The following is a 24,608-nucleotide window of genomic DNA, read 5'->3' as shown; positions in this document are numbered from 1 at the left end:
TGGTCGCCCACAGCGGCGGCGAGGCGGCGCGCGCCGAGCCCGCCGCCCTGGTCGCCGCGGCCCGGGCCCTGGGGCTGCGGGCGTACGCGGCCGCGCACACCGAGGACGGCAGGCGGCGGCTGGCAGAGCTGGTCGGCGCCGCCTCGGGCGAGCAGACACCGGCCGGCGGCCCCGACCCCGTCGCCGCGGACGCGGCGGACGCGGCGGTCACCGTCTCCGGGCTGCTGTCCGGCCACGAGGGCCCGGGCCGGGACGGGGACGGCGCGCTCGCCCTCGACCTGCTGGCCGTCCTGGACGCGCCGCAGCTCGACGTGGAGGAGGCCGCGACGCTCGTGGAGTCGCTGCCGGACGGCGCCCGGCTGGTGCTGAGCGGAGATCCCGGGGTGCTGGGCCCGGCCGGGCCCGGACGGGTCTTCGCGGACGTCCTCGCCGCCCGCTGCTGCCCGCAGGTCGTCTCCCGCACGCCCGACCCCGGCCCGATCGGCGAGCTGGTCTCGGGCATCGGGGTCGGCGAGCTGGCCCAGGTCGAGGCACCCGGCAAGGAAGTGGTGATCGTCCCGGTGCGCGACGCGGGCGAGGCGGTGCACCGGACCGTCCAGCTCGTGGCGGACTCGGTGCCCCGCGCGATCGGGGTCCCGGCCGAGCACACGCAGGTGATCACCCCGGACCACGGCGGCCCCGCCGGTACGCGGGCGCTCAACGCCGCCCTGAAGGAGCGGCTGAATCCCGGCCCCGGCCGGTTCGGCGGCTTCGACCCCGGCGACCGCGTCGCCTACACCCCGGTTCCCGGGCGCACGCTGCCCGGCACGGTCGTCTCGGCCGACACCGCCGGCCTCCACCTGGCCTGCGAGCGCGCGACCGTCGTCGTACCGCCCGAGCGGGTGGCCGACACGGTGCGGCACGGCTGGGCGCTCACCGCCCACCAGGCGGCCGGCAGGCGGTGGCCCGCGGCCGTCGTGGTGCTTCCGGGCGACGCCGCCGCGCGGCTCACGCGCGCCTGGGTCTACACGGCCTTCGGCCGCGGCGAGCGGCACCTGTCCGTGGTGCACGGCGCCGAGGGGGCGCTGCCGCGCGCGGTCGCGGAGATCCCGGGCCAGGAGCGCACCACGCGGCTGCGGTCGCTGCTGCGGGATCAGGGCGCGGCGGCCGGGTGACCCCGGCGTCGGTCTGCCGGGCGCCCGGGCCGGGAGCGCCCTCGGCAGACCGCAGGCCACGCCGCGGCCGGGGGCCGCCCGGCCCGGCAGCCGCAGGGGGCGCGGCGTGCCGTCACGGGCGGCGCCGGGGCTCGCAGGACGCGGGGTCCGCCGGACGAGAACGGACGAGGACGGTACGGGCGTGGGCGCGCCGGATCCGGGCCCGGTCGGGCTGGGCGGCCCGGGCGGCGCCGCCGCCTCGCCGATCCCGCCCGCCCGCTGCCCGTACCCGTGGGCTGGGGGGAGTGGTGCGGTCCCGCCCGGCAGGGAGGGGCGACGGTCGGCGCGGGCCGCCGAGAGGCCTCGGGAGGCCGCCCGGCAGCCACCGGAAGCGACCACCCGGCTCCATCCCCTGCCCCGCGGCCCCCGCGCGCCCGTACGGGCCTCAGCGCCCGGGGTCGACCACTTCCAGGTCGTCGTCGCCGAGGTCGTCGTCCTCGTCCGCCTCGTCGGTCCCGTCGAAGTCGGCCTCGTCGGCCTCCTCGACTTCCTCGGCCTCGTCCGCCTCCCCGTCGTCGTCGAAGACCGAGCTGACGTCGAACCGGCACACGACCCGCTGCGCGTCCGCCTGATCGAAGGGTGACGAAAGCCACTCCCCCGGTTCGGCCAGCTCGTCCAGGGCCGCCACCCACAGGGTGGAGTCGCCCTCCTCCAGGCCGAACTCCTTGTGCCGGGAGGCGATCTCGTCGGGCTCGTACTCGCCGAAGAGGACGCCGAGCGCGGCGTGCACGCTCTTGCCGACGGCGGCGGCCGCCGCGCCCTGCACGCCGTTCACCGACGTGATGTCCGGGTCGAGGTCGGCGACCCGCTGGGCCTGGGCGAGCAGCCGCTGCGGCTCCACCACCGCGTAGTCCCTGCGGATCAGCACGCTCAGCGCGCTCGGCTCCTCCGGGCCGGTGTAGGCGGGCAGGGAGTCGTCGCCGACGACCTCGAAGGGCGTCACCTCGTCGTAGGCGTCGTACAGCAGCTCGTCGTAGGTCTCGGCTGCCGCGGCCAGCTTGTCGAACGCGGCGGAGACGGCCGGGTCGTCCTCCCCCGAGCGGCCTTCGACGGCGTCGAGGTGACGGTCCAGGGCGGCCTTGAGCGCCTCGAGGGCGGCGCGTACCTCGGCAGCGGTTGGCTGCGCAGCATCAGACATAGTGCAGACGCTATCCGTACCAGGGCAGTTCCCGCACAATAGATGCGATGCCGGAATATGAATTCTGTGACGTGTACGTGCCCCGGGGGGTCTCCCGCAAGGCCGCGACACGCCTGCTGACCGACCATGCCGAGTACGGACACTGGGAGCTGGACCGCCTGAGGCTGTATCCCGACGGCAGCCGCAGAGTGCGGCTGCGGCGCCGGATCATCCGCCAGTTGCGCGCCACGTGGTGAACGTCACCTGAGCCCGGCCGACGGGCGGTCACGCGACGGCCGGAGCGCGGCGGGCGATGACCGCGCCCGGCGAGGTCGGCCGACCGCCCGGTCGGCGCGTCCCCGCCCGCGCCCCTGCCCGGGACCGGCGCGCCCCGGCCCGGCCGGGCCCCGCGAGGGGCGCGGCGCGTACCGGAGCGGGGCCGACCCGGAGCGGGGCCGACCCGGAGCGCCCCCGGCAGGACGCGCTCCGAATCGCCCCTGCCGGCGCCGGTGTCAGTTGCGCCAGGCCCGGGCGCGGCGGTAGAGCACCGCGCCCGCCAGCAGCATGCCCGCGGCGGCCGGAGCGGCCACGTCGAGCGCGCCGACGCCCGTCTCCGCCAGCTGTCCGGGGTCGCCGAGGTGCGCCGGGGCCGGGTCGCTGTGGGCGGGCCGCGCCGGGTCCCCGGGGGTGGCGGCGGAGGTGTGGACGGTGCTGGACGGGCCGTGGGTCGCTGGCCGGGGCTTCGAGGGGCCGTTCGGGTGCACCGGCGTGTGCGGCCGCGGCTGGTTCGGGTGCGGCTGCTGGGGCCGCGGGTGGACGGTGGTGTGCTCGCCGACCTGGGTGCAGGTGTTGTCCGAGGCGGGGTTCGCGAGGCCGATGACGTTGACGCTGTTCCCGCACACGTTCAGGGGGACGTGCACGGGCACCTGGACGGTGTTCCCCGACACCACGCCGGGCGAGCCGTGCGCGGAGCCCACGGCGCCGCCGGCGCCGGCACCCCCGTGCCCGCCCACGCTGTCCACCTGGGTGCACGTGTTGCCCGAGGCGGGGTTCAGCAGCCCGATGATGTTGATCGTGTTGCCGCAAAGGTTCACCGGGATGTCGATCGGGACCTGAACCGTGTTGCCCGACAGGACGCCGGGCGAGCCCACGGCACTGCCCTCGGCTCCGGTGCCGGCGTGTGCGTAACCACTGGCCGCCGCGAGCATGCCGCTCGCGGCCGCCACGGTGATCAGGCCCTTCTTTGCGGTCTTGCGCATGTGTATTCGCTCCCCTGCCTTACTGAGTACGGAGTGCGACGCGGGCGAGAGGCGTCCACGTCGCGAGCCCAGTGGCCCCGGAGCGCGGGTCGCGCGCTCCGGGGCCACTGGTGTTACAGCCCCGAGGGGCCGTGACGCGACGTCACTTGATCCCGCAGGCGTTACCCGACGCCGGGTTCAGCAGCCCGATGATGTCGATCGTGTTGCCGCAAAGGTTGATCGGCAGGTGCACGGGCACCTGGACCACGTTGCCGGACACCACGCCCGGGGAGCCCGAGGCCTCCCCGCTCGCACCGGAGTCCGCAACCGCCATCCCCGCACCGGCGAGCACGAGACCACCGGTGGCGGCCGCGACAGCGACGACCTTCCTGATCATTTCTTTTTCCTCCTGCTTTGGTACAGCGGCCCCAGCCATGGACCGCACCCCGTGAAACGAGGAGGAGGGGGGCAGGCTACGAAAGGAATGCGCCAACCACTCGTATTGATTAACTCTGAAACAGGTGCTCGAAATCAGATCATCCGATTTACGGTTGTTTCCTCCGTTCTTGCGGCCGCGCCGGTTCCACCGGCCGCCCATACGGGGCGGATCCGGCAGGAACGGCACACCGGGCAATGCCACGGCTCAGCAGGCGTCCAGGAACCGGTCGAGCACCCGCACCCCGAACTTCAGCCCGTCCACCGGCACCCGCTCGTCCACGCCGTGGAACATCCCCGCGAAGTCCAGCTCCGGGGGCAGCCGCAGCGGCGCGAAACCGAAGCAGCGGATGCCGAGGTCGTCGAAGGACTTCGCGTCCGTACCGCCGGACAGGCAGTACGGGACGGCCCGCGCGATCGGGTCCTCGGCGCTGAGGGCCGTCTGCATCGCGTCGACCAGCGCGCCGTCGAAGCTGGTCTCCAGCGCCTTGTCCGCGTGCACGTCCTCGCGCCGCACGCGCGGGCCGATGATGCTGTCGATCTCCGCCAGGAACTCCTCCTCGTAGCCCGGCAGGAAGCGCGCGTCCACGTGCGCCGTCGCCTGACCCGGGATCACGTTGACCTTGTAGCCGGCGCCGAGCATGGTCGGGTTGACGGTGTTGCGCAGCGTCGCGCCGATGAGCTTGGCGATGCCGCCGAGCTTGGCGAGCGTGGCGTCCATGTCCTCCGGGTCGAGCGGGGTGCCCAGCGCGTCGGACAGCTCGTCCAGGAAGGACCGCACGGTCTTGGTCAGCCGCACCGGGAAGCGGTGCCGGCCCAGCCGCGCGACCGCCTCGCACAGCTCGGTGATGGCGTTGTCGGTGTTGGTCATCGAGCCGTGCCCGGCGGTGCCGTCCACGGTGAGCCGCATCCAGTGCATGCCCTTCTCCGCGGTCTCCACCAGGTACAGCCGCAGCTGCTCGTTCACCGTGAAGGAGAAGCCGCCGACCTCGCCGATCGCCTCGGTGACCCCCTCGAACAGCTCCGGGTGCCGGTCCACCAGGTGCCGCGCCCCGTACGTGCCGCCCGCCTCCTCGTCGGCGAGGAAGGCCAGCACCACGTCCCGCGGCGGCTTGCGGCCGCTGCGCAGCCGGTCCCGCACGACCGCGAGGGTCATCGCGTCCATGTCCTTCATGTCCACCGCGCCGCGGCCCCACACGCACCCGTCCGCGACCTCGCCGGAGAACGGGTGGTGGGTCCAGTCGTCCGCGTTGGCCGGGACCACGTCCGTGTGCCCGTGGATGAGCAGCGCGGGCCGCGACGGGTCCTCCCCCTCGATCCGCGCCACCGTCGACGCCCTGCCCTTGTGCGACTCGAAGATCCGCGGTTCGAGTCCCACCTCGGCGAGCTTCTCGGCGACGTACTCGGCGGCGGCCCGCTCCCCGGGGCCGGAGTGGTCGCCGTAGTTACTGGTGTCGATCCGGATCAGATCCCGGCAGAGGTCCACCACCTCGTCCTGGCCGGTGACCGTGCTGCCGCCTGCCGCGGCCGATACCGACTCGCTCACGCTGCCTCCTCCTCTTCACTGCCGCGGAGCGCCCGCACGCGCGTGCGACCCGCGACGGGGTCCACAGCCATCCTCCCCCGCCCGCCCACCCGGCCCAAGGCGGCGGCGCCGCCGTCACGCTCCCGACACACGGCGGCTCCCCCGGGCACGGCGTCCGGGCGCGTCCGCGGCCCGGACCGGCCAAGGCCCCGGCGTGACCACGCGTGATCGGCGCCGCCGGATCTTTGCTATGGTTTCCCCCGTCGGAACGGCCGCGAGCCGGACGGCAGGCAGACACCTGGTCCGGGTGGCGGAATGGCAGACGCGCTAGCTTGAGGTGCTAGTGCCCGTTAAGGGCGTGGGGGTTCAAGTCCCCCCTCGGACACGCGCACTATTCACCCGTCCCACGGGGACGATGCCAACATCGGCCTCGTGGGCGGTTGGATCGTAGGAAACTTGCAGGTCAAACGCTTTGTAGAGATCCCCTAGACGGGTTGAATCCTCCAGTTTGGCTCCCACATCACCAAGACTGGCGATCATGGCGCGCATCTCATCCTCCCTCAGCGTGTCGGCGACCGGCGCACTGTCCAACTCGGAGCGTGCCGCCGCCCGCTCCGCTTGAGCTTGGTTGATCACCTCAACCAGCGCCATCGGATCTATCCCCGCCTCTATGGCCGCCTGGTGCCGCCGTAGCCGCTCCTCAGCACTCGCAAGCCTCTTCTTCGCTGCTGCCAGCAAGTCACGCCCACCGTCGCGTCCGGCCTCTTGAGTGCCGAGTAGCTCCGCGATCGTGTTGTCTACGTTCTCCGGGGCGAACAGGCGGCCAATCCACTCGTTCACCTCGTCACAAAGTGGCTCCTCACGCAAGTAGACCGTTGGCGGGTGCGATGCCAGCACGGGCGAGTTCGGGGCAAGAGTGCGTGACGGACAGCGGTAATACATCCCGTGGGCGCGCGGGCTGTCTTCCATTTTTCGCGTGCACAAAGAGCAGCGGATACGACCCCGAAAAATATACTCACGCTTAGTCGCCCGGCCGCTGCGCTCGTGTTTACGAGCGGTGGCTAGTCCCCCGGCGGCTTTCGACCGACGAAGCAACTGCGCCTGAGTGAACACCTCCACAGAGACGATTTCAGGGTGCGCGGGTTTACGGGAACGCACAACGCGGTCCGGGTTAGAGCGACGGAATCGCGTCACATTCCCGGCGGCCACATCATCAGGATCAATCAAAGTTTCTTGCTTAGTCCAACGACCAAAGAACGCATAGCCGGTGTAGCGCGGATTATCGAGGATCGCGCGCACGGTGCTGCCCTGCCAGCCGTCCGCGATACGGTGACTGTTTTGCTGCGGTCGTTGCGCGGACGGGCAAGGGATACCGTCAAGGTTGAGCCCGTTGGCGATGGCACGGTCTCCTTTGCCGCTAAGGTATTCGGCGAAGATCCGACGCACTACCTCAACGGTTTCCTCGTCAAGTACGAGGATGCGCAGCCGGTATCCCTCGGCTGCTTTACGCGGGTTCGGGTGCGGCCCGGCATCAACGACACGATAGCCGTACGGTGCCCGACCACCTTGAAAACGCCCCTCGTTGATGACTTGAGCGTCCATTGCCGCCCTCACGCGCGCTTGCACATGTTGACGCTCTGATTCACTCATGCCGCCGAGCAGGCTCATTAGCATTTTGTGCGAGGGGTTTCGGGAGTCGTATTTACCACCGAGTTCAGGAACCCAGAGATCGACGCCGTACGCCTCGAACCTGGGAGCAATGAGCGAGAATTGATTACCGAACCAGCACCGAGTACCCTCCCCGACTACCACGCCATTCCATCCACGTTTTGGGTTTTTCAACTCCGCTAACAGTTGCGAGGCATCCTGGCGTCGCCCCCATGGAACGGAACGTGATTGGCCTATGTCAAAGAAGTTGGCGACCACAACGCCGCCTAGTGGCTCAACAAATTTTCTCGCGTTGCCGAGTTGCCAGCCTTTAGATGTTTCCGGATCTTGGTTGTCTTCTGTAGAGCAACGACCATAGGACGCCAACGGGCCAATTCCGTCTTCGACGTTTTCAAGAACCTCAATGCCGAGTAGTTCATCCAGTGTTGCCCAAGGGTTACTGATTGCCTCTGTCGTCATGTGTGCTTCTCTCCTCTTGGGATTCGCCGCTTCGGCTATTCGTGAGCTCTATCAATATCTCCAGCAATACGCGGGCGACAGGCGGCGTAATAGGTGGTGGATCGGCTGGCAAATTCACCTTAATAGGTGTTGTCTCCGGTTGCTTTCTTTCTGCGCTGTTGCCGGGCTCGGGGGCTTGCTTCATCGTCCAGTCACCCCCGCGCATTTGGGTTGTCTTGCAGCAACTCAGAGGCGAGATATTCGGCGGCGGTGTTGTCCAGGCAGACGCTAAGCAGGAGATTCGCCGGAGCCGGTAGCGCCGTAATCATGCGGGCTATCGCATCGCAACGCGCTGGTGTCAGTGCTGTGATTAGCACCCGTGGCATTACTGCGGTGGGGCCGTGTCCGCCGAGTTGAGCAAAGCCGAGATAGGCGCGGAGTTTGGCGCGCAGACGAGGAATTGTTTCGGTTCCTAGGTCTACTTCTATCCACCACGCATCTTGATGCGTTGGGGTGGAAAGCAGCGTATAAGCGTCTGGTTTGAGGAAACCTCCAGCACCATTTGGCCACCAGCATTCGGGCTCTGTAGCAAATTCAGCCAATTCGAAATTGCTGCTACGAGAGCTTTCTGCCAGGCAGACATAGAACTCTGAAATGGCTAGCGTGTGCGCTAGAAATGCCATTCCTGGTTCGCGAGGTCGCCGGGGCGGGGCGCTATCACCGTCTTGTACCGCCCATTGGCGAAGGAGTTTGGCCCCGGCGGTGTCGAGAGTGAATAGCAGACCGTCAGACCCGGCGCGGACGCCACCGATACGGCGCTCCAATGTGGCTAGGACGCGCCAGGAAACCAGACGGGACAGAACACGGCGGCGGGTGCGTTCCGCGCTCACAGGCGCCAGCGCGGCGAAGTGCAGACGTTGTATCTGTAGGCCGGAGAGAACTCGGCACTTTTGCACCGCGCGAATTACGCTCATATCTCTCTGAGAGATTCGTCCGTTGAGCCATTGGAGATGAGAGGACCGGACACGGGAAGGAGAGGGAGACCGGTTCATGGGCGGGCTCCCGAAGGAAGAGAGTTGTGGACGCTAACGCAGGCCGGACCCGAGCCGACCAGGCAGGCCGCCAGGGGTTGGCTCGACGCGAGCGGGTAGGCGGCCGGGTAGCCGAGCGGGCAGGCAAGCAGAACATCAGTCATCGGTCTCACCGCCCCGAGGTGAGCGGCCGATCTGGATTTCGCCGCTGACGTTGATACGGGCCGCTAGCCCGGCCTCTACGTCTTCCCGAGGAACGCCGTAGCGCTGGAACGAGGCCGCCGCCAATTCGGCGCCGTCGGTGGTGGGTTCGGGCAGCGGGGCCGTAATTCCGGTGACCGGGGATAGGACTTGGTTGTCCACGCACGGTTTCATCGCGATTTCGTAGCGCGCGAGTCCCATCAATTCCGGCGCAGTCAACGGTGCGAAGAACCTGGATAGGTCTTTGGCGTCGTCGTAGCCGAGTTGGAACGTGATGTGCGTGCGGGCCGTACTACGGACGGCGGTTTTCACCGCGTCCGGCAACTGGCCCAAATGCTGATGAGCGAGGGTGAGGCCGACGCCCAGACTCCGGGCTTGGGCGAGCATGTCCGCCAAGTCGAGCGGAATCCTGAGCACGTCCTGAAATTCGTCGATGTATGCCCAGACAGGGCGGCGTTTCGCAGCGGGGATGTGCTGCTGTTTGAGGGTCGTTTGCCAGAACGAGGACAACAGCAGCGCCCCAACCAGTTGCGCGGCCTCAGTCCCGATGACGCCGCGCGACAGCGGCACGAGAACGATACGGCGCTCCCGAAACAGCGTGGCGAGGTCGAGGCCGTCAGGCTGACCGAGCATGAGCCGCAGCGACGTTTTCAGCGTGAACGCGCGGAGCTTGTTCAGCACGGGCCCGATGACTTGGGCCTGTTCGGCGTCGCTCAGGTTCTCATACCAAGCCCAGAACGGGCGCACACCTGCCGCGATGCTTTTTTGTTTGAGGACGTAGCGGCGTAGCGCCGGGTTGGTCAGCAGCTCCGGCAATTCGCACAGCGTAAACCGGGAGCCGTCCGGCGCTTTCGAGGACGTGAGAGTCAGCAGCCCCGCCCGCAGTACGTCCGCCGTGCGCGGCCCCCAGGACGACCGGAACAAGTCCGAGAAGACGTGCACCACGTGATCTACGACTAGTTCGCGTTCATGCTCGCTCCCGCCGAAATTGAGGATGTTGAAGCCGACCGGCCTTTCCGTGTGGGCAGGGTCGAGAATCACCACATCGTCCCAGCGGTGTTCGGGAATGCGGTTCAGAACGTCGTGCGTGTAGTCGCCGCGCGGGTCAATAACAAGTGCCGAGTCTCCGGCAGCGATGTCTTGCCCGGACATATTCGTCAAGGCGGTTGTCTTTCCTACCCCGGTTGGGCCGATCATCCACGTATGCCTGAGCCGGTCCGCCTTTTTGAGTGCCAGAGGCCGGCTGAGAGATCCGGGGTAATTGCTGGTGGCCATGATGGCACCGGTACGGGGCATAGAAACCGGGGCCGGGAGTTGACGGCAACCGGCAAGCGCCAAACCGGGAAGGAACAACTCTCCGAGCGGAATGCCAATAACTCCAGCCGCTTCGCGGGTGTTGAGGAGCAACGGCCATTTGCCGATGGGGATTGTGGCCCATCGGGCCCGCCGCTTTGTCAACACAGCGGGAATCCACCAGCGGCGCACGATGTGCGCTCCAGGGGCATTGAGCACCCGCAGCGGCCCCCATACCCGCCCCAACAAACCCGTGGCCGTGCGGCGATTCACGCCGAAGACACCGACACGAGCAATCACATGCAGCAGCGGGTCTTTATCTTTGGCGCGTTGAGCGCGGATGTCGTCGGCATCGGCCGGGGCCGTGTTGTCCAACCACCACGGCAACAACGGATTGCGGTCTTTCTTCGGTGTGCGGATTGGGGCCGGTGTCCGCGCCCCGTAAAACACCCACTGCACCCGGATGTTGGCCCCGACCGGCAACGGTTGCAGCGCGGCCAAGAAAGCGGCGTTAGCCGCTTGCGTGCGGTCAGCAGCGAGGGGGCGGCGGTTATTCGTCAGCCGCAGCTCTACGGCCCTCTTAAGGCGGGGTCGGGTGGCTAGATAGCGCGCGTCTTCCTCTAGCCGAACACCCGGCAGGGCAGCTTGCGCGGACGCTTGTACGGTGGTTACCAAAAAAGACGGCACCAAAAGCACGTGACCGATCCCGGCGACGTTCGCCACAGTCTCCACAACGACCGGAGCGCAAGAACGGAACCCAAACCGGCCCTTACGCGCGGTCGCAGTTCGCAGCACTGCGAGAAAAGCGGAAACCTGATCGCCGGCCAGACCTCGCGGGAACTGCACCGTAAAGGCGACCAGAGAGCGGCGCCACAAGTAGGCGCCAAAGAAGCGGGAGCCAAAGCCGAATACCCACAAGGCCATCCATGCCAGGGCGAAAATCCAGATCTCGTTCATAGGAGATGATTTCTGTGAAGGGCACCCCGCATCCGCCCCGCCTTGAGGGCGGGTGCGGGGTGCATACGGGGTTTATCTAGAAGGGGCTGCGCTGGTCACGCTCGTGGCCGCTGGTGAGAGTCGCGGCCTCATAGCGGGCGCGGCTCGCCAGTTCGCCAGCGTGCACCCACATTTCCGGGCACACCATGCCCACCACGTCCATGATTTCGGCTTTGCGGAGCAGGAAACTTGCCCATTCGTTGGCTCCGGTTCCGGCCTCGGGCACAGTGGCCACCAGCGAAAAGAGCATGGAGCCGACGACGTTCTTTAGGGGTCGAGACGCCATAATTCCCACCCCTTTCAGAACAGCCAGCCGAGCGCGGTACCTACCACGTCCGGAAGCGTGTCCAGGACGGACGAGCGGGACTTTCCCCCGCCGCCACTTCCGCCGCTGTGCTTGTCCCTGAATGACAGCAGTTTCGCCGCCTTGGCGACCCAGCGCCAAATCCAAATCAGACCCATGGAGTGAACTCCCTTTTTCCTACTCGGTTGTTCACGGTCACCGTGACCGCTCCACAATGCTGGGCCGAATCGTTGGTAGGTCTCCGCTCGTTTCGTGACCGGTCCGAGGTAGATCTACGGAGAACTCCGGTAGGTGACCGGTAGGTTTCCGGTAAGCCTGTGGTATCTACGCAGGTACAAGCACCCACGAATGCTGAACCCACACAAAAATGAGCGGCCATCGAGCATGCACCTATGGCGCCGTTTTGGGCCTAGTTGGCGATGTCGTGTGCGCCGAAACTTTCAGGAGCCGGCCCGGCCTGCTGGAGACGATAAATTTCCATCGCCAGGTCAAACAACAAGGCGCCTTCGTGCCAATCACGACGGAAGGTTTCCACCGAGGTAAGACCCAAGAGGTGCGCGGCATCGCTTCGACGGGCTTCTAGATTCTTCGTACGCATCGCCGGAGTTAGAGCGAGCACAATGGAAAGTGCCTTACCTGCATCAGCTCCGATTCTTTCCACACCCGCGTTAATTAGCGCTTCTGTGTGTAGAGCCCGCTTGGGCGCATCGGCATCGGGATGTTCAGCGGCCGGGGCAATGATGTCGATGACTTCCGGCGCGTAACGCAATAGGCGCGCGGCGGTGGCCCCATGACGGCAAGCCCGGCGCAGCTGCTGATGCAGTGCATCAATATCGAGGTAGCCGGACGCGCTCACGTCATATTCCCCTGTGAGCTAAAAAATCCGGCACGTTGACCGAGCGTAGTTCGCACGTTCCAATTAGGTCCGTTCTTGCTACGCGCAAGTACGTCGCCGTGGCGTTGGTGTCGATGCATGCGATCTAGCACGCCCCATAGACCCCAAAAAGTGCATGTTGTGTGGGATTTTCGGGAATTCCCACCAGGTTTGCACCCCTGAAAACCGGGTGATCATGCGCATACATCGCGTGAAGGGAAAAAGCTATGGCCAACGATCCCCGCTCGGCAGCAACCCCCACCCCCAGGCCCCGACCCGGCCAAAGTGCCGCCGTGTTTTGTGCCACAGTGCGTCAGCTCCGCATCCGAGCCAGGCTCACGCAAGAATCGCTTGCGAGTTCAGTGGGGATGTCGAACTCTACGATTTCCCGTTTCGAAAACTACACCGATCACCGCAAGTTTCCCGACTGGGAATACGTGGATGCGGCGGTGCGGTACTGCTTGAAAAGGACAGGCATAGGCGAACAACAAATCAGAGCTGAGATGACGCTGTGGCGCACCGCGTGGATTGATGCCAGAAACAGTCATGAACGGCATCACGAGACCCCCGACGCGCCATCAGGCCACAGTGAACCAAGCACAGATGGTGGCCCAGGCGCCACAGAGCCGCCCAGGCCCGGCCTAGTCGAGCCTGTAGAGGAGTTCCGCCACAAGACGCCACGCCCGCCTGTAGAAGCCCCGGTCAGACTGCGCAGACGGCGACGCGTGGCCCTAGCACTGGCCCTCGCAGTCGCGACCGGCACAGGGACGGGCATCTACAAGGCCATCGCTAATGGGCAGGAAACCCCCCAAGGTCCGAGCGCAGCCACAGGCGAGGAAATCCGTTCCGAAACAGTTAAACCCTCCGCGCAAAATTCCCCGCCGCTGCATTGGTCCGGAGTGATTGACGCTCTCGACGATAAACAAGGCATCGACCTAGACACGGGTGTCACCGCCGACCAGAACGCCCCCGGAGTAGATATCAGTTTCTACGGCCAGACAAGCCACATCGGAGCAATGGCCCAGCCCGTGCAATACACCGTCCTACCAGGCCAGGCCAAAACCGAGCGTCACGAATGCGCACACGCGGCCAACTGGACTCGACTGTATAGCGACGTCTACAGCCTGGCCGCAGGCCGCGCCATCTGCGTCAAAACCAGCGAAGGAAGATTCTCAATGCTCATCATCGAAAAACCTGCGACTAATGCCACAGGCGTGATCGGCTTCCGGTATCTCACCTGGAAATGAGCCATCACACCCCAGCGCGCGGGATCGAGTAGCGGCGCCCGGCTGGCCGGTGGGCAACTTGCATACAGTCATGCCGGGATGGGACGCTGCCCGTCCTGTCTGTCTGTGCTGGGAGCGTGGGGCGCACATGCGCGAAGTTGAAGTCAAGTACCGGGTGAGCGACCGTGAGGCGCTGCACGTGGCGCTGAAAAAACGAGGTATCAAGCTCGGTGAGCCGATCTATCAAGACGACCAGGCATACGCCCCGAACGGGTGGCAGTTCGGAGACAACAAGCTAGGCGTGTCTTTCCTGCGATTGCGCACCGTCAATAACCGGCACACGTTCACGCTCAAGCAACCGACCATTAACGCGCTGAGCTGCCTAGAGCACGAATCCGAAGTGAGCGACCGCGAACAGATGCACCAGGCCATCATGCACATGGGCTTCTACCCCACCGTGCGCGTGGCCAAGACTCGGCAGACAGCAGAGTTCGACGGAATCTCGCTGTGCGTGGATGACCTAGAGGGGGTCGGCACGTTCTTGGAGCTTGAGCGCATGGTGCCCGAGGGCGTCAGCGAAAGCGCCGTACAAGACGAGCTAGCCGCATTCGTGACCAGTCTCGGAACAACAGCGGAGCGCACCACCAAGTCGTACGATTCGGTGGTGCGCTCCGCGCAGACTGAGTAATTCAGCAAGCCGATATCCGACCGAGGATTTCCGCGCACAGCGTGTCGGTGACGGTGTGCGCGGATTCGGTGCGGATGTGGTGCACGAACACGGGCCAGCCCGCCGTTTCCAGCGCCTGAGCAACGTGGCCGTACAGCTCTATTTCACTTGCGGTGCGGGCCAAACCACCCCGGTGAAAGCGGCTATACAGGCCCCGGCGGTTGGCCTGTTCGCGGGCGCGGGTCGGCTCGCCGGTCAAAATCACCGACAGGCCGGGGGCTTGGGCGTGTTTGTTCAGTTGCCACACGAAATCCGTTGGCACGCCGTCAAGGTTTTGCAAAACCAGCGATGAGGCTACGTAGCGGTCGCAGATCACCACGTGGCCGGCATCTAGGGCGGGGTGGATTTCGTTCACGAGGTGCTGATAGCGGTCAGCGGCCACCAAGCACGCCAGAGTGAGCCCCTGGTATTCGTCGGTGCCAAAGCGCACGAGATTACCGAGCGGGGTGCTGGTGGGCTCTTTGGTGGCTATTGCCGAATATCCGTGTTCGGTGAGCCGCTGGGCGATCATCCCGGTGACGGTGCTTTTCCCGATGCCGCTGGGGCCGTCGATGGTGACAAAGAAGCCCGTCATTTCCTGCCGCTCCGCTCGTATTGGGCGCGAGAAAGTTTGATCAGTTGCAGCCGGATTAGGGGCACGCTTGCCTCTCCGAATTGGATTCCAACGGAGAAGTTGAATTCGTCCCGGCCGCGCATGGCCTCATCCAGACCACCGTCTGTGAGGTCTACGGCCGAATAGTCGAGAAGCTGTTCCGGCTTGTATTTGCCGGTGGCCATCAGCCGGGACCATTCCGGGGTGCCGGGATAGGGCCGAAACTCGAACACGCTCGCCCGGAATTTTCCGGGCTGGTTGTCGGTGAGGTTCCAGAGTTCTTGCACGAGCCGTACGGTTTGGTACATCTCGGCGCGCGTTTCGGTGGGGAATCCGAGGATGAAATAGCCCTTGACGGAGATTCCTCGTTCGGTCAGGCGCCGTACGACCGACTGTGTCATCTCTGGCGTGATGCGTTTGCCCATATATTTCAACAGGCGTTCGCTGCCGGATTCGATTCCTAGCGCGACTTCCCGGCATCCGTTGGCCACGAGGGTGTCTAGTAGCGCGTCGTCGGCGCGGTGCAGGATGTTGATTCGCCCGGTGGCATCCCACACGAACTCATCACCAATACGCTCGGCGGTGAATGCGTCCATGCACTGACGGATGAACCGCTCGTAACCTAGGAACAGGTCATCGACGAAACGGAATGCCGTCACGTTGTAGTCAGAGCGCAGGGCCGCCATTTCGGCCATGATGTTTTCCGGCGTGCGGGTGCGAATGGTGATGTCTTTGTTCGCGCTCACCGCCGCGCCGCAGAACGAGCAGTCATAGGGGCAGCCGCGCGCCCCGACCATGTTGGCCTCAATCCGCCCGTCATTCGCCCGGTAGGGGTCATCGGTCAGAAAGCTGCGATCGACAAAGGGCAGGGCGTTGATGTCCGGAGACAAGTGGTGCCCGTTCCCGGAGCGCTTGCCGCTGGCGGGTTTGTGCGTGTCGGCGTCAAGCCACATCACGCCGGGAAGTTCAGTACGGCGGTGTTTGTCGTGCAGCAGCTCGACTACGCGCGTTTCGCCCTCGCCCAGCACGAGGGCTTCGAGGCGGTGAAAGCGGGAGTCTGTAATGATTTCGGTGGGCATGGCTTTGGCTTGGTGGCCGCCCACCATCACCGAAATGCCGGGGTCCAAGCCGGAAGCGATGCGCGCGCTCAACTCGTACGTGGGCGCGAGGAGATTGAAGCCCACCCATCGGGGCGCGAACGTGTTGATGATGCGTTGGGTTTCCTCGATACCGAGTCCGATGGCCTCAGCGTCCAACACGCCCACGTTGAAGCCCTGTTGTGCGGCGTAGGTGGCGATATAGCCCATGCCCAGCACCGGTAACGTGAAATCGTTGACACGCGGACGCTCCGTGTAGTCACGAAGCGGCGCGTTCACGAACAGGGCGTCAATGGGCTGTGACGTGTCAGCTCCGGCGATGAGCGGCTTAACTTGTTCCTGCATGATGATTCCCCCAAGCAAGGGTGAGTAGGGTCATTACCGACAGGTGAGGACCACATAGCCCCCGCCACGTTTTGCTGAATTCGGTTTCGGTGCTCGGCCACGTCATCGACGGCGCGGCACGTTTAGCCCACGTACGCACGGCCAAATCCGCGTACGGGTACAAATCCCAGGCGTTCCAGTAATCGGCTACGGCCGCGCCGGCCGTCCACACACCAATTCCTTTGACCTTCGGCAGCGTGGCCACCAATTCGGTTGGGGTCAGGGATTCCCACGCCTTGTGGTGCTCCCAATACGCCTCGGCCGCTTGACGCAAAGGGCGGCGCTTGAACGCCATACCGACGCGCACGAAGTCGTCATCGGACATAGAAAGCGTCCGCGTCGGAGTCGGAAACAGGGCGTAGGTGTGGCCGGTGGGCAGAGCGACTTTTTCGCCGTAGGTGTCGCAGAACAGCCGATAGAGCTTGGTGGCCTGCGGGGCGCGGATGACCTGGCGGACGATCGCTGTGCCGATGGCGTCCCACAGCGACGGGTTACGGAAACGCCGTACCGGGGTGATGCCACCGAGGGCGGCCAGCAGCTCGGCCGCGCCCCCAGGCGAACCCGCGTCAAGCGCGAACTCGTCGGCCTGTGGGAGCGTCTTGGCGCCGTCGAGGGGCGTAACGGTGAGCTGGGCGCCCATGGCGCGCACGGCCCACCGTTCGCCGCCCGGCATGGCGAATACGCGGGTGTACTGGCCGTCGATGGGACGCCATGCGGGGTGTTCTGTCATGGTGAGTTGAGGACTGGACACAGTGGAACTCCTTGCGGATGCAGGACTGTTGCTGGCGGCAGATCATCGCATGCGGAACGGCCTTTGAGCGGGTGGGAAGACACCGCCGACGCTGGAACTGTCCACAGCGGCGGCGGTGCCGCTTGAGAGGCGCGCTCACAGCGAGATTTCACACCAGACGACTTTCCCGCCCGTCAGAGGCCAATAGCAGCCCCATTCCTTGCAAACGCTCCCGATGATGGATAAGCCGCGTCCGCCCTCGGCATCCCAAGGAACGTCAGCGACGACAACTGGCGGATTCAGGCGACTGTCAGCCACTTCAATGAGGACGTGCGTTCTCATGTGCCGCAGACTCAGCCGGACAGACTCGGGGGAAGACGAGAGTTCGGGCGCATCCTGAATATGTTTGATGGCATTGGTGACCAACTCGCTAACGGCCAACTCCACGGCGTCCATGGGGTCGCCCTCGATGGACCAAGTGGCGAGCACATCGCGGGTGTGCCGTCTGGCCCAGGGCGAGGCGCCTGGATGTGCTTGCAGGTTGAGCTGACTCACGTATGGGGGCGGGGGTGGATTGGCCACGCGTGACACCTCCAAGGGGGCGGGGCCGCTCCGCAGTGGCGGGGCGTCGTTAAGCCTGGCCAACGGGCGCCGCGTGGGCCAGGGATGTACGACATGGCGGGTATGCGTGCGACGTATGAAACTGGGCGAGCGCAGCCGGTAACGTCGGTAGACTCGAACTCCACAGCAGGCCAGGAACCTTGGCAGACCTTCCCCCGGAGCAAGCACTATGGGCGTGCCAGCACAGCCGCGTTACTGCGCCAACTGCGCGACGCGTCTTGCGCGGGACAACACCGAGCGTCATTGCGCCGCATGCCGGAAAACGCAGCGCGTCAACCCCATGGGGCCGCCCTCGTTGCCGTCGGCGTTTTGGCACACCGACCAAATGCGAGATGCCTTAGATACCTGGCACATGGGCAAAGTGCTCTACGCCTACCGCACCCACCCCCACCACGGGCGGCCACTCCCGCAAGAACTCGTTGCGGGTTGGCTCTACATGACGCAAGCCCAACTAAGCCGCATCGAAAAGGGCCAAGCCCCGCAAGATCTCAGCAAGTTGATCCACTGGTCCGAAGTCTTGCACATTCCGGCCGCACTGTTGTGGTTCAAACTCCCCGGCCAACGCCGCGCCCCCGAGCCCGCCGAGCTGTCTGTGAGCCCCGCGCTGTCGTTGTGGGACATACCGCAAGAGGACGCAACGGCCGGTGTGTTGGCCGGTGGAATATCTCCGTTTCCGGGCATGAGCATGCAACAAAGCGGCGACCACCTACTAAAAACGTTCCTGCACCTCGACGGCGAACTCGGCGGCGACAGCCTCTATTTGCCACTATCACGGTATGTGGCACGCATGGCCATCAACGTACGAGAAAACCCGGACGACGGGCTACTAGAATTCGGGCAGTTGAACCAGATGGCCGGCTGGCTGGCCCTGGACGCCAACAACCACAATGCCGCGAAACGCTATTTGACCTCTGCTATCCAGGTCGGGCACGAAGCCGACGACCCCGGACTATCCGCAAGCGCCCTCGCGTATATGAGCTTGCAGGAAACCTATCGGGGCAGACTCGGCCCCGCCCTTTCCCTGGCACAAACTGCTCTCGCCGCAAGTCCCCAGCAACTCACTCCACTTGCCCGCACCAGCCTAGGAACGCGCCTTGCCCGCGCACACGCTGGACTGGGCAACGACAATGAATGCCTGCGCATCTTGGAAACCGTGCACGAGGATTTCAGCCAAGCCGGAACCCGTCCCGAACCCTATTACCTGTCCTACGTGGATGATATCGAGGTCGCGGCCCAACAAGGCGCCTGCTACCTCGAATTGGGCATGGCCGATGAAGCAGAGAACGCGCTGACGACTGCTATCAACCTGATCAAAACCCGCGCCCCGAACCGCATCCGGGATCACGTGCATTACCTGTCCCGCCTCGCGAAATGCTATCTACTTGATGGCGACGTAGAACACGCCTGCCAAACCGGGCGTGATGCTTTGGAGCTGGGGCAAGTCATCGGCTCGGCGCGCGTCGCCGAACGGCTCGGAGAATTCAACACCGCTCTAGAGCCTCTGCACCGCATCCCGGCCGTAGGTGAGTTTAAAGAACTGTTCCGTCTGGCTGCTGCGGGCGAGCCTGTTTAAACACGTCCGAGGATCGCGGCGCGCAAAGCATCAAGCTCGGTGAGACTACTTAGAACGAGGTCAGCCCCGGCGGCTTCCAACTCGTCGGCGTTACTGCTTCCGGTGGCAACACCGATCGCGAAAGCACCGGCACCGTGTGCCCCGGTGATGTCATGCGGAGTGTCGCCAATGATGAACGTGCGCTTTCCCGCAAAGCTCGTGTCATATTTCGTTTCGGCACGTTCGCGGGCAAGCCTTACGAGGTCGGCGCGGTCGTGCCCGTCGTCCCCGTATCCGCCTACCTCAAAGTCAATGCTCGCCGCGAGATCGAACGCCCGAAGTTTGGCGATAGCGATAGGACGAATGTTCCCGGTCACCAACGACTGAACCGCGTGACCGCCGTCAAAGGAGGCGATAGCCTCAGCAGCGCCCGCCAAAACCCGGCCGAGTTCACGGATGCGGCCTTTTGATTGCTCGGACGCTACGCCGAGAGCACTATAAAAATTGTCAAACAACGCGTCGGGATTACTGACCCCGTTAAGCCTCAAGGTGTCGGTGATAATCGCTCGTTCAGTGCGTCCAGTCATCGGCGCAATTTCGGTGAGAGGCCGCCCTGTCACGGCTTCAAAAGCACGGGCGTAGAAGATTCGGCCAACGCCCCCGGCATTAACAAGGGTGTGGTCCACATCCCAGAGCACCAGGGCGGCACCGTCATAGCTGCTCTTGCTGCCTGTCGTCATCACCCCGGCATGCTCTCACGGCCCCCGACGCGGGCATAGAGACCGCGAGAGCGGCCCGTCTGCCCGGCGGGTCCGTGAGGGGTTGGGATGGGTGCCCAGAGCGGCCCTTAGGGGGAGCCGTGAGCAAGGGACGGGCTGGCTCGTCGCGGTAAGGGGTCGCGCCGCCGCCCTGGGCACCCGCCATCCGCTACACCGGCCCTCTGGCAGCAGTGATAGGCGGAGGCCACTCAAGAGGCTCCGGATTGGTCAGACATACCGGACCCCATTGGGAATGTTTCGTAGGAAGATGCCGCCAAACTCCGGGCCTGATCTCCTCAATTCGATTGCGGCACAACGAACACCGGAAAGAACGGAATAGGCGAGGCTCGGAGGGCATCGGCGCGTGCCTGAGACACAGCGTGTACTTGTACTTCTCGGATTCAGGAATGTCACGGAAGAGATGGCAAGTAATACAAGACAGGTCTACTTGGCTCTGATTATCCTCGCTCACCATTGGTGGCTTCTTTCGTCTGGGGCAGTCGGTCGGGATCTGCGCTTCACCTACGACCGCCTATCGGCGAGCATCTTCAGTGAGGCGTTTTGCACCACGAAGCTTTCGCCAATCCGCGACAAGATCCCATGCAGAAAAGCGAATGCCGGTTATGCATCGAATGCATAACCGGCGCGATCGGGGCACTTACCGCGAGGTATCAACTTAGAATTTGAGGGTTGTGAATCAAGAGGGAAGGTGATGGATCAACACGGAGACGCTTGCTGCCTACGGTCTAGCCTCATAGGCGCCTGGTCCGCTGAGTCGGTGCACTCCCCGATTGCATGGGCGTGGGGAGCTGGAGGCGGGTGGTTAGTGCGTACGTCCCCCCTCGGACACCAGCTCAGACCCCAGTCGACCTGGGGTTTTTCTGTTTCCTGGGACGTCTGCGGGCCCCGCGTGGCCAACGCGTGACCAACGGGAGCGGACCCGGGGCCTCCGGTGCCGCCCGCGTCCGTGCCGCCCCGGGAGGCGTACGACCCGGTGGGGAGTCAACCCGCGGCGCGGCGGCCGGGTACACCCGGGGTTGACCCGGTGCGGTGCCTACCGTGCGCGGTGGACGCGGAAGACCAATCCGCCGTGGGACGCCTGGTCCGGCCGCCCGTTCCTAACCTCTTCACACCACCGGGCGACCGGTTCGGACCTGCGGAGGGACACATCATGCGTACGTACAAGCCACTGGCGGTCATCGGATCGGCCATCGTCGTGGGCGGGGCGGCGCTCGCCGCCTCGCCGGCCCAGGCGGCCTTCGCCGGGGAGGCGCCGCGCGCCGTCGTGGCGCAGTCGGCGGCGTCCCCGGCCGGTCACGTCTCGGCGCAGGCGCGCAGAGACGTCTGTTTCACCGGGGCCTGCGGCAGCGCCACGGTGAAGTTCACCGGCCGGACCAGTGCGAACGTCAGCATGTCCGTGAAGGACACCAGGTGCGACGCCACAGGCCCCAAGATGCGCATCCAGGCGCAGCAGTGGAGCTACGCCAACCAGAGGACGTACGTCTGGAACGGGCCGTGGCGCAAGAACACCAAGGGCTGCCACGGCGGCTACCAGCAGTGGAACAGCGCTTTCCGGGGCGAGGAGCCGCTGTTCGGCATGCGCGTGCAGATCTGCAACGGCAGCCGCTGCAAGACGTCGTCCTGGATGCCGAACGACTACTGACCGGTCCAGGGGCTCTCGGCGGAGGGCCTTGTCCGTCCCCGGGGGGGGCCGGGCGGTTCGCCCGCCCGGCCCCCCGGAGCGCACCGCGCTCCCCGCCACCGCGCGGCGCCGGGCCGCTCAGTCGGCTGTCCGCGCGGCGAAGCGGCGTCGCCAGGCGAGGGATACGTACACCAGTGCCACCAGGACGGGGACCTCGATGAGGGGGCCGACGACGCCGGCGAGGGCCTGGCCGGAGGTGACGCCGAAGGTGCCGACGGCCACCGCGATGGCCAGCTCGAAGTTGTTCCCGGCGGCGGTGAAGGCCAGGGTGGCGGTGCGGTCGTACGGCAGGCCCAGGACCCTGCCGAGGGCGAACGCGCCGAACCACACGAGGGCGAAGTAGGCCAGCAGCGGCAGCGCGATCCGGGCGACGTCGCCGGGCCGGTCGGTGATGTTCCCGCCCTGGAGGGCGAACAGGACGACGATGGTGAACAGCAGTCCGTACAGCGCCCACGGCCCGAGTCGGGGCAGCAGCCGCGTCTCGTAGTTCTCCCGGCCCAGCCTCCGCTCGCCCAGGCGGCGGGTGAGGTAGCCGGCCGCCAGCGGGACGCCCAGGAAGACGGCGACGTTGACGGCGATCTCCCACGGGGCGATGTCCAGGCGTTCGCCGTCGCCGAGGCCGAGCCAGGCCGGCAGCAGGTCGAGGTAGAACCAGCCGAGCAACCCGAACGCCAGGACCTGGAAGACGGAGTTCAGGGCCACCAGGACGGCGGCGGCCTCGCGGTCGCCGCAGGCCAGGTCGTTCCAGATGACGACCATGGCGATGCAGCGGGCCAGGCCGACGATGATCAGGCCGGTGCGGTACTCCGGCAGGTCCGGCAGGAACAGCCAGGCGAGGGCGAACATCACCGCCGGGCCGGTGATCCAGTTGAGGACCAGGGAGGCGGCCATCAGCTTCCGGTCGCCGGTGACGGCGTCCAGCCCGTCGTAGCGGACCTTGGCCAGCACCGGGTACATCATGACCAGCAGGCCCAGGGCGATGGGCAGCGAGACGCCGCCGATCTCCACCGTGCTCAGCGCGTCGTCCAGCCCGGGGACCGCCCGGCCGAGGCCGAGGCCCAGGGCCATGGCGGCGAGGATCCACACGGCCAGGAAGCGGTCGAGGACGGAGAGCCTGCCGACGATGCCGGCGGCGTCGGCGGCCGGTCTGCCGGTGGTCTCCTCTGCGGTGGTCACGGGCAGGATCTCCTCCGGTCGGCGGCGGCGGTGGCGCGGGCGGTGGCGGCCAGGTCGGCGAAGCCTCCGGCCAGGGACTCGACGACCTCGGGCCGCAGCCGGTAGTAGGTGAACCGGCCGCACGGCTCGGTGTCCACCACGCCCGCCTCGCGCAGGACCTTCAGGTGGTTGGAGAGGTTGGTCTGGCGCGCGCCGGTCTCGGCGACCAGGTGCGTGGTGCACAGGGTCTCGCGGGCGAGCAGGGTCACGATCTTCAGCCTGAGCGGGTCGGCCAGCACCCGGATCAGATCAGCATCGACTGACGTCAGCATGGACTGATATTGTCACATCAGTCATGGCTGATGACAGTGTGGGCTGATCCGTGAGGGGCCGTTCCCGGGCCGCCCTGTCCGCTCGCCTCCGGCCTGCCCGCCGACGGGCGCCCCGGTGCTCGCCTCCTCGCCGGGGCGCCCGTTCCCGCCCGCCGTGTGAAGGACGACAGCGATGCCCACGCCCCCTGCCGCGACCGTGCTGTTCGTGTGCGTGCACAACGCCGGACGCTCCCAGATGGCCGCCGGATTCCTCACCCACCTCGCCGGCGACCGCGTCGAGGTCCGCTCCGCCGGCTCCCTCCCGGCCGACCAGGTCAACCCCGCGGCCGTGGAAGCGATGCGGGAGGTCGGCATCGACATCTCCGGCCGGCGGCCGACACTGCTCACCCCCGAGGCCGTACAGGCGTCCGACTACGTCATCACCATGGGCTGCGGCGACGCCTGCCCGGTCTTCCCCGGCAGGACATACCTGGACTGGCCGCTGGACGACCCCGCGGGCCAGGGCGTGGCGGCGGTCCGTCCGATCCGCGACGCGATCAAGGAGCGCGTTCAGGCGCTGATCGCCGACATCGACGCCCGGCGCGGGGTGTGAGGACGGCGGCCGGTCCCGGTCCCGGAAGGGAGGGGACGGCCGCCGCGGCCGCTTCGGCCCGCCGGAGTGCCTGACCACGGCTCCGGCGGGCGACGGCCGGCGCTGTCAGCTGTGGTGGCCGGTACGCGCGGGCGGCGGGCCGGTACGGGCCGGGCGCCAGGCGCCGTCGGCGAGCAGGCGCAGGCCGTTGAGGCCGACGAGGACGGTGGAGCCCTCGTGGCCCGCGACGCCGAGCGGCAGCGGGAGGGTGCCCGCCAGGTCCCAGACGACGAGCCCGGTGATGAACGTCCCGGCGATGACCAGGTTCCGCGCCACCAGGCGGCGGGCCCGCCGGGACAGGTCCACGACGGCGGGGACCGCGGCCAGTTCGTCGCGGACCACCACGGCGTCCGCGGTCTCCAGGGCCAGGTCGGAGCCCGCGCGGCCCATGGCGACACCGGCGTGGGCGGCGGCCAGCGCCGGGGCGTCGTTGACGCCGTCGCCGACGACCAGCACCTTGCGCCCGGCCCGCTGGAGCGCCCCCACCGCGGCGGCCTTGTCCTGCGGCAGCAGTCCCGCGCGTACCTCCGTGGCTCCGGTCTCGGCGGCGAGGCGCGCGGCGGCGCGCGGGTTGTCGCCGGTGAGCAGGACGGGCGCGCCGCCGGTGAGGGCGCCCAGGGCGGCGACGGTGGCGGCCGCGTCCTCGCGCGGGCGGTCGGCCAGGCCGAGCACACCCGCGGGCTCGCCGTCCACGGCGACCACCACCGCGGTGCGGCCGTCGGCTTCCAGGCGGGCGGCCAGGGCGGCGGCCGGGTGGTCGGGGCGGTCGGCGAGCAGCCGGGCGGGGC

23 protein-coding genes, 1 tRNA gene and 2 pseudogenes are annotated in these 24,608 nt (G+C 66.5%); 9 read left to right on the top strand and 17 right to left on the bottom strand.

Going from position 1 to position 24,608, the window contains the following annotated elements; all coding sequences use genetic code 11:
- A pseudogene (locus tag RKE29_RS12960) lies at positions 1-1,154 on the top strand (hypothetical protein); the annotation flags it as partial.
- A gap of 424 nt (positions 1,155-1,578) precedes the next feature.
- On the opposite strand, the gene RKE29_RS12955 reads toward RKE29_RS12960, so the two are convergent.
- Positions 1,579-2,331 carry a hypothetical protein gene (locus RKE29_RS12955; protein ID WP_312005351.1) on the bottom strand — a complete coding sequence of 251 codons (753 nt, stop codon included), beginning with the start codon at positions 2,329-2,331 and terminating at the stop codon, positions 1,579-1,581.
- A 47-nt stretch (positions 2,332-2,378) separates the two neighbouring features.
- On the opposite strand from RKE29_RS12955, the gene RKE29_RS12950 reads away from it, so the two are divergent.
- Positions 2,379-2,567 (top strand): DUF5703 family protein, encoded by a 189-nt coding sequence (locus RKE29_RS12950; protein WP_311612600.1) that lies wholly within the window; start codon positions 2,379-2,381, stop codon positions 2,565-2,567.
- 255 nt (positions 2,568-2,822) lie between these two features.
- On the opposite strand, the gene RKE29_RS12945 is transcribed toward RKE29_RS12950, so the two are convergent.
- From RKE29_RS12945 to RKE29_RS12935, 3 genes are all read right to left on the bottom strand, one after another.
- Positions 2,823-3,569 carry a chaplin family protein gene (locus RKE29_RS12945; protein WP_312005350.1) on the bottom strand — a complete coding sequence of 249 codons (747 nt, stop codon included), beginning with the start codon at positions 3,567-3,569 and terminating at the stop codon, positions 2,823-2,825.
- Positions 3,570-3,711: 142 nt separating this feature from the next.
- Complete coding sequence (locus tag RKE29_RS12940; RefSeq protein WP_312005349.1) at positions 3,712-3,945, bottom strand: chaplin; 234 nt, start codon at positions 3,943-3,945, stop codon at positions 3,712-3,714.
- Between the two features lie 246 nt (positions 3,946-4,191).
- The gene (locus tag RKE29_RS12935) at positions 4,192-5,529 is read right to left on the bottom strand and encodes a M20/M25/M40 family metallo-hydrolase (protein ID WP_312005348.1); all 1,338 of its coding nucleotides are present in this window, start codon (positions 5,527-5,529) and stop codon (positions 4,192-4,194) included.
- A 280-nt stretch (positions 5,530-5,809) separates the two neighbouring features.
- On the opposite strand from RKE29_RS12935, the gene RKE29_RS12930 reads away from it, so the two are divergent.
- A tRNA-Leu gene (locus RKE29_RS12930) sits at positions 5,810-5,893 on the top strand.
- On the opposite strand, the gene RKE29_RS12925 is transcribed toward RKE29_RS12930, so the two are convergent.
- From RKE29_RS12925 to RKE29_RS12905, 5 genes are all read right to left on the bottom strand, one after another.
- Positions 5,875-7,635, bottom strand: a complete 1,761-nt coding sequence (locus RKE29_RS12925; protein ID WP_312005347.1) for a recombinase family protein — start codon at positions 7,633-7,635, stop codon at positions 5,875-5,877. The genes RKE29_RS12930 and RKE29_RS12925 overlap by 19 nt on opposite strands.
- Positions 7,636-7,826: 191 nt before the next feature.
- Positions 7,827-8,588, bottom strand: a complete 762-nt coding sequence (locus tag RKE29_RS12920; RefSeq protein ID WP_312005346.1) for a replication-relaxation family protein — start codon at positions 8,586-8,588, stop codon at positions 7,827-7,829.
- A 213-nt stretch (positions 8,589-8,801) separates the two neighbouring features.
- A complete protein-coding gene (locus RKE29_RS12915) occupies positions 8,802-11,096 on the bottom strand; it encodes a type IV secretion system DNA-binding domain-containing protein (RefSeq protein ID WP_312005345.1) in 2,295 nt (764 codons plus the stop codon).
- A 76-nt stretch (positions 11,097-11,172) separates the two neighbouring features.
- Positions 11,173-11,385: a hypothetical protein gene (locus RKE29_RS12910; RefSeq protein WP_312005344.1), complete on the bottom strand. Its 213-nt coding sequence runs from the start codon at positions 11,383-11,385 to the stop codon at positions 11,173-11,175.
- Between the two features lie 463 nt (positions 11,386-11,848).
- Positions 11,849-12,295 carry a hypothetical protein gene (locus RKE29_RS12905; protein WP_312005343.1) on the bottom strand — a complete coding sequence of 149 codons (447 nt, stop codon included), beginning with the start codon at positions 12,293-12,295 and terminating at the stop codon, positions 11,849-11,851.
- A gap of 245 nt (positions 12,296-12,540) precedes the next feature.
- Here RKE29_RS12905 and RKE29_RS30815 point away from each other — a divergent pair.
- The 3 genes and pseudogenes from RKE29_RS30815 to cyaB all read left to right on the top strand — a co-directional run.
- A pseudogene (locus RKE29_RS30815) lies at positions 12,541-12,762 on the top strand (helix-turn-helix domain-containing protein); the annotation flags it as partial.
- A 276-nt stretch (positions 12,763-13,038) separates the two neighbouring features.
- Positions 13,039-13,560 (top strand): hypothetical protein, encoded by a 522-nt coding sequence (locus RKE29_RS12900; protein ID WP_312005342.1) that lies wholly within the window; start codon positions 13,039-13,041, stop codon positions 13,558-13,560.
- Positions 13,561-13,687: 127 nt separating this feature from the next.
- Complete coding sequence (gene cyaB, locus RKE29_RS12895) at positions 13,688-14,227, top strand: class IV adenylate cyclase (RefSeq protein ID WP_312005341.1); 540 nt, start codon at positions 13,688-13,690, stop codon at positions 14,225-14,227.
- 1 nt (position 14,228) lies between these two features.
- Here the strand turns inward: cyaB and tmk are convergent, their stop codons facing one another.
- The 4 genes from tmk to RKE29_RS12875 form a co-directional block, all read right to left on the bottom strand.
- Positions 14,229-14,840, bottom strand: a complete 612-nt coding sequence (gene tmk, locus RKE29_RS12890; protein WP_312005340.1) for a dTMP kinase — start codon at positions 14,838-14,840, stop codon at positions 14,229-14,231.
- Positions 14,837-16,300 carry a radical SAM protein gene (locus RKE29_RS12885; protein ID WP_312005339.1) on the bottom strand — a complete coding sequence of 488 codons (1,464 nt, stop codon included), beginning with the start codon at positions 16,298-16,300 and terminating at the stop codon, positions 14,837-14,839. Before RKE29_RS12885 ends, tmk begins: the two co-directional genes overlap by 4 nt.
- A complete protein-coding gene (locus RKE29_RS12880) occupies positions 16,284-17,090 on the bottom strand; it encodes a hypothetical protein (protein ID WP_312005338.1) in 807 nt (268 codons plus the stop codon). The genes RKE29_RS12885 and RKE29_RS12880 overlap by 17 nt, the downstream gene beginning before the upstream one ends.
- Before the next feature lie 135 nt (positions 17,091-17,225).
- Positions 17,226-17,624, bottom strand: a complete 399-nt coding sequence (locus RKE29_RS12875) for an ATP-binding protein (protein WP_312005337.1) — start codon at positions 17,622-17,624, stop codon at positions 17,226-17,228.
- A 235-nt stretch (positions 17,625-17,859) separates the two neighbouring features.
- Between RKE29_RS12875 and RKE29_RS12870 the strand changes: the two genes are divergently transcribed.
- Positions 17,860-19,263 (top strand): tetratricopeptide repeat protein, encoded by a 1,404-nt coding sequence (locus RKE29_RS12870; RefSeq protein WP_312005336.1) that lies wholly within the window; start codon positions 17,860-17,862, stop codon positions 19,261-19,263.
- Here the strand turns inward: RKE29_RS12870 and RKE29_RS12865 are convergent.
- A complete protein-coding gene (locus RKE29_RS12865; protein WP_312005335.1) occupies positions 19,260-19,982 on the bottom strand; it encodes a haloacid dehalogenase-like hydrolase in 723 nt (240 codons plus the stop codon). The genes RKE29_RS12870 and RKE29_RS12865 overlap by 4 nt on opposite strands.
- Positions 19,983-21,171: 1,189 nt before the next feature.
- On the opposite strand from RKE29_RS12865, the gene RKE29_RS12860 reads away from it, so the two are divergent.
- A complete protein-coding gene (locus tag RKE29_RS12860) occupies positions 21,172-21,663 on the top strand; it encodes a hypothetical protein (RefSeq protein WP_312005334.1) in 492 nt (163 codons plus the stop codon).
- 117 nt (positions 21,664-21,780) lie between these two features.
- Here RKE29_RS12860 and arsB read toward each other — a convergent pair whose 3' ends face one another.
- Both arsB and RKE29_RS12850 read right to left on the bottom strand, forming a co-directional pair.
- On the bottom strand, positions 21,781-22,878 hold the full coding sequence (arsB, locus tag RKE29_RS12855; protein ID WP_312005333.1) for an ACR3 family arsenite efflux transporter: 1,098 nt from the start codon (positions 22,876-22,878) through the stop codon (positions 21,781-21,783).
- Positions 22,875-23,189, bottom strand: a complete 315-nt coding sequence (locus tag RKE29_RS12850; protein WP_312005332.1) for a metalloregulator ArsR/SmtB family transcription factor — start codon at positions 23,187-23,189, stop codon at positions 22,875-22,877. Before RKE29_RS12850 ends, arsB begins: the two co-directional genes overlap by 4 nt.
- A gap of 172 nt (positions 23,190-23,361) precedes the next feature.
- Between RKE29_RS12850 and RKE29_RS12845 the strand changes: the two genes are divergently transcribed.
- The gene (locus tag RKE29_RS12845) at positions 23,362-23,781 is read left to right on the top strand and encodes an arsenate reductase ArsC (protein ID WP_312005331.1); all 420 of its coding nucleotides are present in this window, start codon (positions 23,362-23,364) and stop codon (positions 23,779-23,781) included.
- 105 nt (positions 23,782-23,886) lie between these two features.
- Here the strand turns inward: RKE29_RS12845 and RKE29_RS12840 are convergent.
- Positions 23,887-24,608 (bottom strand): HAD-IC family P-type ATPase (locus RKE29_RS12840; protein ID WP_312005330.1); only part of this gene is annotated, 722 nt, incomplete at its 5' end.

Origin of the sequence: Streptomyces sp. B1866 (assembly GCF_031932565.1) — a bacterium.
GTDB lineage: Bacteria > Actinomycetota > Actinomycetes > Streptomycetales > Streptomycetaceae > Streptomyces.
The sequence above is the reverse complement of the archived record's forward strand: the minus strand, read 5'-3'. Positions and strand labels throughout refer to the sequence as shown.